Below are 12661 nucleotides of genomic sequence, written 5' to 3'. Positions count from 1 at the left end.
GAAGCTAAGCAGTCGGGCTCACATCTTAAGGAGAATATTATGCCATCAGTAGTAGTTGTCGGAACGCAATGGGGAGATGAAGGAAAAGGTAAAATTACAGATTTCCTAAGCTCAAACGCAGAAGTTATTGCCCGTTATCAAGGGGGAGACAATGCAGGTCATACCATCGTCATCGACGGCAAAAAGTTCAAACTTCACCTCATTCCATCAGGGATTTTCTTTCCTGAAAAAATTTCCGTTATCGGAAATGGTGTCGTTGTTAACCCAAAATCTCTGATTGAAGAAATCGCTTATCTAGCTGAAAATGGAGTTTCTGCAAACAGTTTACGTATTTCTGACCGTGCACACGTTATCTTGCCATATCATAAAAAATTAGACTTCCTTCAAGAAGAAGCTAAAGGTGATAAAAAGATTGGGACAACCATTAAAGGGATTGGTCCAGCCTATATGGATAAAGCGGCTCGTGTCGGAATTCGTATTGCAGACTTACTTGACAAAGAAATCTTCGAGGAACGTTTACGTACAAACCTCGAAGTTAAAAACCGTGAATTTGTAAAAATGTATGATTCAGAACCTCTTGAATTTGAAGAAATTTTTGAAGAATACTATGAGTATGGTCAACAACTTAAAAAATACGTTACAGATACTTCAGTTATCTTGAACGATGCCCTTGATGCAGGGAAACGTGTCCTTTTTGAAGGGGCACAAGGGGTCATGCTTGATATTGACCAAGGAACTTATCCATTTGTCACTTCATCAAATCCAGTAGCAGGTGGGGTAACAATCGGTTCTGGTGTTGGTCCATCAAAAATTTCAAAAGTTGTTGGTGTATGTAAAGCCTATACTTCACGTGTAGGTGACGGTCCATTCCCAACAGAGCTTTTTGATGAAGTGGGACATCAAATTCGTGAAGTTGGACATGAATATGGAACAACAACTGGACGCCCACGTCGTGTTGGTTGGTTTGATTCAGTCGTAATGCGTCACGCAAAACGTGTTTCAGGTTTAACAAATCTTAGTTTGAACTCAATTGACGTTCTTTCAGGTCTTGAAACAGTAAAAATCTGTGTGGCTTACGAACGTAGCAATGGTGAACAAATTACCCACTATCCAGCCTCACTTAAGGAATTGGCAGATTGTAAGCCAATTTATGAAGAATTACCGGGTTGGTCAGAAGACATTACTTCATGCCGTACTTTGGAAGAATTACCAGAAGCTGCTCGCAACTATGTTCGTCGTGTTGGCGAATTAGTTGGTGTACGTATCTCAACTTTCTCTGTAGGACCTGGTCGTGAACAAACTAACGTTTTAGAATCAGTTTGGGGCGTATAAAGTCAAAATAAAAAAGTCAGAGCATGCTCTGACTTTTTTTGTTTACAAGAAGGGTCCAAAGACTTGTGGACTAGAATTTTTATTATTGACGTTGACATCAATTACATTGTAAAAGGCATTAGAAGTGTCAGCAACATCCCAGACGGCCAAAACGATGTGGTAACCTGAACGATCATTTGGAATATTGATTGTATGTGAGAGATTGTTCGTTGCAGGAGAACCATCGTGGTTGATTGTTCCTATAAGTTCCAATTCTGAACGTTTTAAGGGTGCATTTTGATCCCAACCTGTCTTGGTCATATAATAGTGCCACTTCGTTGTTTTATGAGGGGCAGTATATTTCCAAGTGAAAATGTTAGAACCGGTACTAATAGATGTTTTTTTCCAGCGTGAACTAGTTTGGTTGTCTAGAACAAAGTCGCCTATTTGCCCCAAACCTCCATTTGCAGAAGCAATTCGACCATCAGCGGGGCCAGACTCTGGGAAGCCTTTTGGTGCTTCTAAAGATTGTGGATTACTAATAACATTTCCATAGATATTAAAAGCATCAGTCCACCCTAAATTTTGATAATCTAATTGTCCTTGGTAGCCTCTGGCTGGTGGAGATTGAACATATCCGTGAGCAGAAACAGAATCTGTTTTAATGAAAAGTGAGACGCTGAGTAGACCAGCAGTAACTAATAAACCAGTAAGTAGTTTTTTCATAAATTTTATCCTTTTCTATTTTAGAGTTTTTTCCATGGACCAAAATCTCCTGATTGATCAGGCTGTTGACCAGTATTCCACCATTTTGCTTCATAATCTACTCCATTAAAAGTAACACGATCCCCTTGAACATAAATTTTATCTTTTTGCCAAATATTATTTTCCTCTGATGTATCATGAGTTATAAATGTGGCCTTTGCAGTATCAGAACGATTACCTGAAGGGTCAACTGCTACAACTTCGACATTGTATTCAGTTTTTGGGGATAGTCCAGTCACGTTTTGTAAGCCAGAAGTGCTTTTAAAAGATTGGGTACCAATCTTAATTTCATAGTAATCAATGCGAACATTATCTGTAGATTTTCCTTGAATCGTGGCAGTTGAAGCAGTCACATTATTAATGGAAATTGTTGGTAAGGTTGGCTTTTCAGTATCTTCAATCGGTTGATTGTTAAAGAGCATGGGGGCGTAAGTATTTACAAAAGTATTATTATATTTTTCACCATTTGAATTGCTTCCAGCGTCCCAATTTACCGACCAAGTCATCAAACCTTTTATTTCATTACCAGAAGTTTTTAAACGATTCAAAGCATTTTTAACGGCATTAGGGTCTTTCACATAACCTGTTGCGGCAGCGTCATTATTAGATGGGAGGCCAATGACGAATTTACTAGCTGGAATTTTAATAAACCCATCCGTTCCTGTTACGAGACGTTTAGTTAAACCATACAGAAAGTCTTCCTTTTTTTCGTCATTTGATTGAGAAATCCACATATTTAAATCACTATCCCAAAAACCATCCCCTCCTTGATTATAGTATTGAGGATTGATGAAATCATAGTATGAATCTAAATTGTTGATATATGGAGCATATTTTCCTGAACTTGTTAAGTAAGGAAATTCGGGAGCCATCGTAATCATAAAGTTTTTACCATCTTTTCGATAATGGTCTTTAACTGTTTTTAAAGCAGAAGGGATAACAGTTTGATTATCTGCTGCTTCGATTGCAGCCTGTTCTAAATCAATATCTAATCCATCAAAGCCGTAAGTATCTACAAGACGAATGATTTCATTAACAAAATCAGTTTCTTGACTTTTCTTTAATTCAATATGAGCATCAGCTCCTCCTAAAGCGATTAAGACGCTCTTACCTTCAGCATTTAATTTTGAAACTTCGGCTCTGAATTCAGCATCAGTTTTGTTGTAAGGCTTAAATGTGGGAAGTGTTTGTCCTTCAGGTGTCTTCATAAAGGAAACATTAATTACATTATATCCTTCTTGTGTATTTGAAAGATTGAAGTCAGCAGAACTACCTCCTTTATAACCATCTTTTCCTGTGGATTTCCAATTGTGCCAATAACCTACAAGTACTTTATCTTTTGGATTGACCATTTCACTCGCTGCATCTGCTAAGACTCGCTGCCCTCCTAACGCAACAATTCCTATAGACGCTGTTATCAAAAAAACTTTAATGTTTTTTCGTTTTTTCACTGAAATCATAAATATCTCCTAAATTGTAGTGATTTTAAAGATTCCGGAATCTTGTTCTGTAAGCGCTAACTTCATTCTAACAATTTTTTTCCTTAACTTAAAATAAAAAGGTTCGTAAAAAGATTTATTTACGAGAAATAAAAAACACTAATATTTTGAAAATATTAGTGTTTTTTTTATTTCAAATCTTTAAGCAATGAGTCTAACCATTCTTTTTTGAAGGTTTCTCTTTTAATAGCAAAATCTAAAACAAGATAATGACCGCTCTTTTTATTTTCCTCAGACTCACCAAAAAGATTTTTTTGGCGTCTAATGAGATAGTCCAATTTTTTCTGATGGACGATGCTTTCTTCCTCGATTAATTTAAGGAGGTTTTCTTCATTTTTATCATCAAGGAAATAAAGACGGAGCATAAACTCGTCCTTTTGGATTGGGTAACGATCAACGGGATGTTTCAACCACTCATTGAAAAGTTGGATTCCCTTTGGAGTAATTTGATAAGTTTTTTTCTCTAACTTTTCACCTACGATATGGACGTCAAAAGTTACAGCCTGATCATTTAATAATACTCTCAATGAAGGATAAATTTGCCCTGTATTGGCTTGCCAAAATTCCCCCACTTCACTTTCAAACTTTTTTTTAAGGTCGTAACCGCTTAAGGGTTCTGTCTTTAAAAGTCCCAATATAATATAAGATAATTTATCTCTATGGCTCATATTTTTTCTCCTTTATTTCCATGATACACAAAAAATGGTAAATTGTAAATTTTTGACGTAGAATTTAAACTTCATTTTTAAAAAACGTTCCAATCCATTATAAATAACGAAATTTAAAGGAACCTAAAGTAGTAAACATATTTTAATATAAGACTAGGTATTCTATAGAATGGAGAGTTTGGAAAAAAGGTATCGAACATTTCGATACCTTTTATAGTTGAGTTCTGAGGAATAAAATCATTTATTAATCATTTCATAGCTTGTATTATAATATTTTCCGTTGCGAATATCATTTGTCATACCTTGGTAGGGCGCTTGAGCAACCACATCATCATTATTTTTTCCAGCTTTTCCGACATAAGTGATTTTAGCAAACTCTGGAACCAAATACTTAGGATAAGTTTCAAATTTTTCACGTGATTCGTGCATCAATTCAATAAAATCATTTTGGAAACAAACAGTAATTTCTGGATGTTCTTCCACCCATTTTGGAAAGAAAATCATTCCATGCATTTTTTCTTCATTTGGCAAGAAATCTAAAGCAACGTCGGTTCCGGTAGGCTCTGTCCAAGCAATTTTATAGATTCCTTCTGTTAACATCACTAATGAAACTTCTTGATTTTTAACCCAACGACCTGCAACCATGCCACCGTGAATACGATAATCAATAGTGTTCTCATTTTTGACATAAAGTTCATATTCCCAGCCATTGTCATAAGTGTAGATAAAATGTGTTCCGATAAAATCATCTAAGTTAGTAAATTTTTTCATTTATTATTCTCTTTTCTATAAACGTGTTTTAAAAACATGTTTTAAATATATATTTATTATAAAAAAGAAGCAGAAATTTGTCAAGCATAAAAAATACATTTTTAAAGTTGACAAATTGAATGAAAGTGATAAAATTAAGCTTATAAGTAAGAAGAGTAAATTATTTACGAAATTTGAGGGAGTTATGGTCACCGACTGAAAGCCATAATATGGAGTGATATTTGAAGTTCACCTTACGAATAAAAGCTATTTTTGAGAGGAATTCTTTAGAAGGATAATCTTAAAAAAGTTTTATGGTAATTAAATAAAAAAATTAAGTGATAAAATAGGATGGTACCGCGGTTTTCGCTCCTTTGGAGATGAAAGTTGTGGTATTTTTTTCTTTATTAAATAGAAATTGCTCAAATCTCCCTAAAGCTCCATATTTTATATGGACCTTGTCTAATTTTAAATATATATTTTTTATAAGTTGAAAGGATAAAAATGAACTTACAAGAAAAAATTGAAGACCTTCGCAAGCGGACTTTGTCTGACTTACTCTCTGTTGCAGACGAAAAAACGCTCAACAATCTTAGAACAGTAATGCTTGGTAAAAAAGGAGAGTTGACTGAAATCCTAAAAGGGATGAAAGATTTAACAAATGAAGAACGACCAGTTATTGGTGCACTTGCTAATGCTTTTCGTGATGAATTTGGAGCGAAATTTGAAGCGAAAAAACTTGAAATTGAACAAGCAGTGATGAACGCGGCTTTGGAGTCTGAAACTTTGGATGTTACTTTACCTGGAAAAGCTCAGAAAAAAGGAAGTCGTCATATTTTAACTCAAACTCAAGAAGAAATTGAAGAAATTTTCCTTGGAATGGGTTATGAAATTGTTGATGGTTATGAAGTCGAAACCGATCATTATAACTTTGAACGAATGAATCTTCCTAAAGATCACCCAGCTCGTGATATGCAAGATACTTTCTATATTACCAATGAAGTTTTACTTCGTACGCATACTTCACCAATGCAGGCTCGGACAATGGATGCTCATGATTTTTCAAAAGGAGGCTTGCGTATGATTGCTCCTGGTCGTGTTTATCGTCGTGATACAGATGATGCTACACACAGTCATCAATTCCATCAAATTGAAGGCTTGGTTGTAGATAAAAATATCACAATGGCTGACCTTAAAGGGACACTTGACCTTGTCATGAAAAAAATGTTTGGTCAAGAGCGTGAACTACGCTGGCGCCCAAGTTATTTCCCATTTACTGAACCTTCTGTTGAGGTTGATATTTCTTGTTTCAAATGCGGGGGTAAAGGATGTAATGTCTGCAAACATACCGGTTGGATTGAAATCCTTGGTGCAGGTATGGTCCATCCAAACGTACTTGAAATGTCTGGTTTAGATTCTTCTGTTTATTCTGGTTTTGCTTTTGGACTCGGTCAAGAACGTATTGCCATGTTACGCTATGGAATCAACGATATTCGTGGATTCTATCAAGGCGATGTAAGATTCTTGGAACAATTCGACTGACGCTTTAGTCGCATTGTCGATTTCGACATTCGAAAAGGGAGGATTCCCTTCGATGGAGCAATTTGGAAAATAAATAGTATAAAAGAACTGTGAATAGAAAGTTGAAATAACATGTTAGTATCATATAAATGGTTAAAAGAGTTGGTGCCAAATCTTACGGCTACGCCAGCTGAATTAGAACAAAAGATGTCAACGTCTGGGATTGAGGTTGAAGGAGTGACAAGTCCACAAGAAGGTTTGTCAAAACTTGTTGTCGGAGAAATTCTTTCTAGTGAGGATATTCCTGAAACACATTTGCATATTACACAAGTTAATGTTGGGGCTGACGAAGCATTACAAATTGTTTGTGGAGCGCCAAATGTTCGTGTGGGGATGAAAGTAATTGTGGCACTTGTTGGTGCTCGAATTGCGGATAATTATAAAATCAAAAAAGGTAAAATTCGTGGAGTTGAATCTCTCGGGATGCTTTGTGCACTTGATGAAATCGGAATTGATGAAAAAATTAATCCAATGAAGCATGAAGAGGGTATTTTTGAAATGCCAGCGGATGCTAAAGTTGGTGATAGTATTTTCCCTTATCTTGATATGGATGATGAAATCATCGAATTATCAATCACTCCAAACCGTGCGGATGCTTTGTCAATGAACGGGGCAGCATGGGAAGTTGGAGCAATCTATGATTTACCAGTTAAGCTTGAGGAAAAAGCTTTAGTAGAAGCTTCAGAATCAGCAGCAAGCAAAATTACAGTTAAGGTTGAAACAGATAAAGTTCCAACATATAAAATCCGTTTGATTGAAGGGGTTAAAATTGCGAAATCACCTCAATGGTTGCAAAACCGATTGATGAATGCGGGTGTAAAACCAATTAATAATGTGGTTGATGTGACCAATTATGTATTGATGGCATTTGGTCAACCTTTGCATAGTTTTGACTTTGCCAAATTTGGTTCTGATGAAATCTTGGTTCGTCAGGCTAAGTCTGGTGAAAAAATAACCACTTTAGACCATGTTGAACGTGAATTAGATGACTCTGATATTGTAGTCACAGCAAATGGACTTCCTGTAGCGCTTGGTGGTGTCATGGGTGGTGCTGACAGTGAGATTACTGATGAAACAACAAATGTTGCCCTTGAAGCAGCTTTGTTTGACGGAACTTCAATTCGTAAAACTTCGCAAAAATTTGCTTTACGCTCAGAAGCATCAAGTCGTTTTGAAAAAGGAATTAATGAAGGAACGGTTCGTGAGGCTCTTGATTTTGCAGCAGCAATGATTGTTGAATTGGCTGGCGGAAAAGTTCTTTCAGGCCTTGTTGAATCAAATGATTATCAACCTCTGTTACCAAAAGTTTCAATTACTTTAAGTCGTGTTAATGGGGCTTTAGGAACAGATTTATCACTTGAAACTGTGAAGAAAATTTTTGTTCAACTTGGTTTTGGAGTCGAAGTTGAGGGAGAAAAATTTACTTGTGAAATTCCTTCTCGTCGTTGGGATATCAGTATTGAAGCTGATTTGGTTGAAGAAGTTGCTCGGATTTATGGATATGATAATTTGCCAAGTACTTTGCCTCTTTCACAAAATGCTGGTGAGTTGACTGACATGCAAAAATTCCGTCGTACGGTAAGAACTGGACTTGAAAGTTCAGGTCTTAATGAAGTCATTGGTTATTCACTTGTGACTCCAGAAAAAGCGACTGAATTTGTGGGTGAGCTTGAAACAACATCGCTCATGATGCCAATGACTGAAGATCGTCAAACACTTCGTGCAAATATGATTCCAGGACTTTTGGACATTGTTAATTACAATCAAAATCGTAAAAATGCTGACGTAGCAATTTATGAAATTGGCAATATTTTCTTACCAAATGCAGATGATATTCGTCCTACAGAAGTACCAAATCTTGCTTTTGCTATTTCTGGAAATGTTGTGGATAAATCATACAACGGACAAGCTGTTCCTGTGGATTTCTACTATGCTAAGGGAATTGTGGAAAACCTTCTTGAAACTTACGAAGAAGTTGAATTTGTTCCAACTAATAATCAAGCGGCAATGCATCCAGGACGGACTGCTGTCATTAACATCAATGGTCGCCTGGCTGGTTTTGTGGGACAAATTCATCCGGCTACAGCTAAAAAATATGATGTAGCAGAAACTTATGTTGCTAGTCTCGACATGAAAGTGATGCTTGAAGAATTGCCAGCACAAACCATCTTTAATGATATTCCAAAAGTTCAAGCAGTTCATCGTGATATTGCACTTTTGATTGATGCTGAGGTTACACATGCCCAAATCGTTTCTGTCATTAAATCAAGTCGCGTTAAAACACTTAAGCAAGTTGAGTTATTTGATATTTATCAAGGTAAAAATTTACCTGCTGGTAAAAAATCAATGGCCTATAGCTTAACTTTCCAACCGACTGAAAATACAATGACTGATGATGAAATTACGGCTGCTGTTAATAAAATTACAAAAAATCTTGTTGAAAAATTGAATGTAGAAATTCGTTAAAAGAAAATAAGATTACTGACAAAGCTGTCAGTAAAAAACTCTATCGGTAGTTACTGATAGAGTTTTTTCATCTTTGATGATTATCAAAATATAAATCATTAAAGAAACAGTGAAAATAAGCTTACAAGGGATAGATAGTTTTTTATAAAAATACTTTTTGTATTTATTTTAAATTTTAGTTAATATTAGTAATTAAAATGCAATTAAAAACTGTGGGGGATATGTTAGAATAGACAAAGTATGAAGAATTTAATTCCTAAAAAAATAAAACAAGTTGGAATACTTGTAGGAGCTTTACTGATGCTTTTATCAGTTCTACCCGTTAATCTCTTAGGAGTGATGAAAGTAGATGCTGACAGCTCTCAAACGGAAGTCAACCAAGAAATACAAAACTTCCAAGCGCAGCTCGACAGTAAACTTGCACAGGCAAATAAGATTTATAGCCAAGCGCAAGAAGCCCAACAAAAAGTTAATCAGTCAAAGAGTAAGATTACTGAATTGGAAACAGGAATCTCTGAAACTGAAAATGACGTTGTTCAGCTTAAAGCCTCTGTCGCGAAACAAATGCGAGCAATGCAAGCAAATGGTGGGGGAACTTTATCATATATTGATATTGTTGCATCATCAAAAAATCTTTCAGATATGATTATGCGTTTAACAAACTTGCATGTGGTATTAACTGCTGAATCCGACCAAGCGAAATCTCTTATTGAAAAAGAAGAATCGCTAAAGACAATGAAAGTCAAATTGGAAGAATCTCAAGAAACTCTTGTGAAAAATCAAAATGACTATCAAGGACAAGTTGACGCTTTGCAAAGTAATATTTCTGGACTCAAAGATAAAATTAGTTCAAACAAACAACTTTTGAGTGAAATGCAAGCAAAAGCTGCGGCAGAACAAAAAGCTCGCGATGAAGCCTTGGCTAAATCAGTAGCAGACGTGAAAGCAAAAGCGGCAGCGCAAGCTGCTACAAAAGCTGAACAAGAAAAAACAAAAGATTCTTCAAGTTCTGAAAGCAATAATTCAGTAAGCACTCAAACGCCTGCTGACACTAACAGTAATACAACAACTAACAATAACAACTCATCGTCAACGACTTCTGGCGGACGCACATTAAACGTAGAAGCAACAGCTTACGCTTTAAATGGAATTACTGCAACTGGAATTGATTTAAGTAAAAATCCAATTTGTATCGCGGTTGATCCAAGTGTCATTCCTTTGAATTCGCTCGTTGAAGTTCCGGGGTATGGGATTGCAATTGCTGGTGATACTGGGGGTGCAATTGTTGGAAACATCATTGACGTCCATTTTCCATCAAATGACCAAGCAATCGCTTGGGGACGTAAAAATATTCAAATCACTGTTTTGAGTTAAAAAAACTTTAAAAAATAATGAAAGGCTTACAGTTAAGCCTTTTTTTGGTATAATGAGAACATGATAAAAAATGGACGTATTGTCAAATCCTTGGCAGGCTTTTATGATGTCGAGGCAGAAGGTGAAGTTTATCAGACGCGCGCGCGTGGTAATTTCAGAAAAAAAGGAATGAAACCTGTTGTAGGGGATTTTGTTGAGTTTTCTGCTGAAGAAAATTCAGAAGGATATATTCTAAAAATTGGTGAGCGAAAAAATTCTTTAATTCGACCATCAATTGCTAATATTGACCAAGCGGTGATTATTATGTCAACGGTAAGTCCTAATTTTAGTTTAAATCTCTTGGACCGTTTTTTGGTTTTCTTAGAACATAAAAACATTCATCCAATGATTTATATTTCTAAAATGGATTTGCTGACAGAAGACCAAGGGAGTTCTGAGAAAAGTAATAAAACTTTTAATCAGCGGGCAGATTATGAGCAGATAAAAAGGAATTATGAACAGATTGGTTATGATGTCTTCTTTGATGCTGAACATTTGGTCAGTAATTTAGCGGGAAAAGTAACTGTTTTTATGGGACAAACTGGTGCTGGAAAAACCACTTTGTTAAATAAAATTGCACCGGAAATGCAGTTGGCAACGGGTGAAACTTCAGAAAAACTAGGGCGTGGGCGACATACAACTCGCCATGTTGAATTTTTTGAGTTAGCAGGTGGACTAATTGCTGATACGCCAGGTTTTTCTAGTTTAGATTATGAGGTAACCAATCAGCCAGATTTAAACGCTGCTTTTCCAGAAATTTTAAAGATTAGTCATAATTGTAAATTCAGAGAATGTACACATACGCATGAACCAAGCTGTGCGGTTAAAGTTGCACTTGAAAATCATGAAATTTTAGAAAGCCGTTATGAAAATTACTTACAGCTTTTAGATGAAATCAACCATACGAGGGAAACTTATGAGAAAAAACGAAAAAAACAAGGCTAAAGATAATATTTGGTTGAAACAGGCTGGTTTTTTTGCCCTTGTTTTAGCTTGGATTTTAGCAATTTATTTTAAAAATGACTTATCCAAAACAATGATGATTATCGTGTTTATTCTCTTAGTTCTTGCGACCTTTTTTGTTATTTTTTGGTTAAATCGTGTCTTTTTTGGCTTGACGAGTCAGTCAAAAGAAAATGACCTAGAGAGTTCGCAGGATAAAGAAAAATGAAAAAAAGATTGAAAACAGAAGCCTTTTTAGCGGTTCTTTTTGCCCTTCTTTGCCAAGTATTGGAAATGTTTGTTTTCAAAAATGGCACACCTAATTTTGTGATGGATTTCTTAACGGTTATTGCTTTAGGTTTGGCAATTGTTCTTGGCGTTCGTGCGGCAACCGTTGTAGAACACAAACGTGAGGGAGATGCTTGGAAGACAATTGTTAAAGAAGAACTTCATGATGAATCATCAGATAATAGTGGTGAATAAGGGTTTTGTGATTTTTTTGTTGAGAGTTGTTTTTTAAATAAGAATCGTAGTATTCTTTAGAGAGAGGATAAAAATGAAAAATAAAATTGCTCCATCAATTTTGTCAGCAGATTTCGGGAATTTTGCAAGAGATGTTAAACATTTAGAGGCTGCCGGCGCTGACCTTGTACATATTGATGTGATGGACGGACATTTTGTAGATAATTTAACCTTCGGAGCTGGAGTTGTTTCGGCACTTCGCTCGCAAACAAGTTTGTTTTTTGATGTTCATATGATGGTTGAGAATCCAGAAAAATATGTGGATGACTTTGCAAAAGCAGGTGCAGATAGCATGAGTATTCATGTTGAAGCAACCAATCATATCCATGGAGCGCTGCAAAAAATTAAGAATGCTGGAATGAAAGCTTCGGTAGTGATTAATCCTGGAACTCCTGTAGAGGCGATTAAAACCGTCTTACCACTCGTGGATATGGTTTTAGTGATGACAGTCAATCCTGGTTTTGGCGGTCAAAAATTTATTCCTGAAATGATGGATAAAGTACGTGAACTCACTCAAATTCGAACTGACAAAAAGCTTAATTTTGAAATTGAAGTGGATGGTGGCATTGACGACCAAACAATTAAAGTCGCAAAAGCTGCTGGTGCCAATATCTTTGTTGCTGGGTCGTTTGTTTTTAATGGTGAAGTAGAAAAAAACATCGAAAAACTTCGTGAGAACTTATAAAGAGCTACGAGGATGCTGACAGTTTTTCTGTCAGTAACTTCGGGCTTTCATTTAAATGT

At 35.9% G+C, this 12661-nt stretch carries 12 protein-coding genes; 8 read left to right on the top strand and 4 right to left on the bottom strand.

The genetic code is table 11. The features are described from left to right. Nucleotides 1–39: 39 nt before the first annotated feature. Complete coding sequence (locus KW2_RS09975) at nt 40–1332, top strand: adenylosuccinate synthase (protein WP_011677000.1); 1293 nt, start codon at nt 40–42, stop codon at nt 1330–1332. A gap of 42 nt (nt 1333–1374) precedes the next feature. Here the strand turns inward: KW2_RS09975 and KW2_RS09970 are convergent, their stop codons facing one another. From KW2_RS09970 to KW2_RS09955, 4 genes are all read right to left on the bottom strand, one after another. After that, nucleotides 1375–2037 (bottom strand): lytic polysaccharide monooxygenase auxiliary activity family 9 protein, encoded by a 663-nt coding sequence (locus KW2_RS09970; RefSeq protein WP_011676999.1) that lies wholly within the window; start codon nt 2035–2037, stop codon nt 1375–1377. A 20-nt stretch (nt 2038–2057) separates the two neighbouring features. Continuing rightward, the gene (locus tag KW2_RS09965; RefSeq protein WP_021037859.1) at nt 2058–3536 is read right to left on the bottom strand and encodes a glycosyl hydrolase family 18 protein; all 1479 of its coding nucleotides are present in this window, start codon (nt 3534–3536) and stop codon (nt 2058–2060) included. 167 nt (nt 3537–3703) lie between these two features. Then, entirely contained in the window at nt 3704–4243 is a 540-nt protein-coding gene (locus KW2_RS09960) for a PadR family transcriptional regulator (protein ID WP_011676997.1), read from the bottom strand. A gap of 237 nt (nt 4244–4480) precedes the next feature. Further along, nucleotides 4481–5014, bottom strand: coding sequence for a phenolic acid decarboxylase (locus KW2_RS09955; RefSeq protein ID WP_014573205.1), 534 nt, complete (start codon nt 5012–5014; stop codon nt 4481–4483). A 483-nt stretch (nt 5015–5497) separates the two neighbouring features. On the opposite strand from KW2_RS09955, the gene pheS reads away from it, so the two are divergent. The 7 genes from pheS (at nt 5498) to rpe (ending at nt 12602) form a co-directional block, all read left to right on the top strand. Further along, nucleotides 5498–6535, top strand: a complete 1038-nt coding sequence (gene pheS / locus KW2_RS09950; RefSeq protein ID WP_011835889.1) for a phenylalanine--tRNA ligase subunit alpha — start codon at nt 5498–5500, stop codon at nt 6533–6535. Nucleotides 6536–6646: 111 nt separating this feature from the next. Beyond that, on the top strand, nt 6647–9040 hold the full coding sequence (pheT, locus tag KW2_RS09945) for a phenylalanine--tRNA ligase subunit beta (RefSeq protein WP_021037858.1): 2394 nt from the start codon (nt 6647–6649) through the stop codon (nt 9038–9040). A 240-nt stretch (nt 9041–9280) separates the two neighbouring features. Next, nucleotides 9281–10414 (top strand): 3D domain-containing protein, encoded by a 1134-nt coding sequence (locus KW2_RS09940; protein WP_014735146.1) that lies wholly within the window; start codon nt 9281–9283, stop codon nt 10412–10414. A gap of 60 nt (nt 10415–10474) precedes the next feature. After that, complete coding sequence (gene rsgA / locus KW2_RS09935) at nt 10475–11398, top strand: ribosome small subunit-dependent GTPase A (protein WP_021037857.1); 924 nt, start codon at nt 10475–10477, stop codon at nt 11396–11398. Continuing rightward, nucleotides 11370–11624 carry a hypothetical protein gene (locus tag KW2_RS09930; RefSeq protein ID WP_011676991.1) on the top strand — a complete coding sequence of 85 codons (255 nt, stop codon included), beginning with the start codon at nt 11370–11372 and terminating at the stop codon, nt 11622–11624. Before rsgA ends, KW2_RS09930 begins: the two co-directional genes overlap by 29 nt. Further along, nucleotides 11621–11878, top strand: coding sequence for a hypothetical protein (locus KW2_RS09925; protein ID WP_021037856.1), 258 nt, complete (start codon nt 11621–11623; stop codon nt 11876–11878). The genes KW2_RS09930 and KW2_RS09925 overlap by 4 nt, the downstream gene beginning before the upstream one ends. A 73-nt stretch (nt 11879–11951) precedes the next feature. After that, on the top strand, nt 11952–12602 hold the full coding sequence (gene rpe / locus KW2_RS09920) for a ribulose-phosphate 3-epimerase (protein WP_021037855.1): 651 nt from the start codon (nt 11952–11954) through the stop codon (nt 12600–12602). Nucleotides 12603–12661 lie beyond the last annotated feature (59 nt).

Source organism: Lactococcus cremoris subsp. cremoris KW2 (assembly GCF_000468955.1).
GTDB classification, from domain to species: domain Bacteria; phylum Bacillota; class Bacilli; order Lactobacillales; family Streptococcaceae; genus Lactococcus; species Lactococcus cremoris.
The sequence above is the reverse complement of the archived record's forward strand: the minus strand, read 5'-3'. Positions and strand labels throughout refer to the sequence as shown.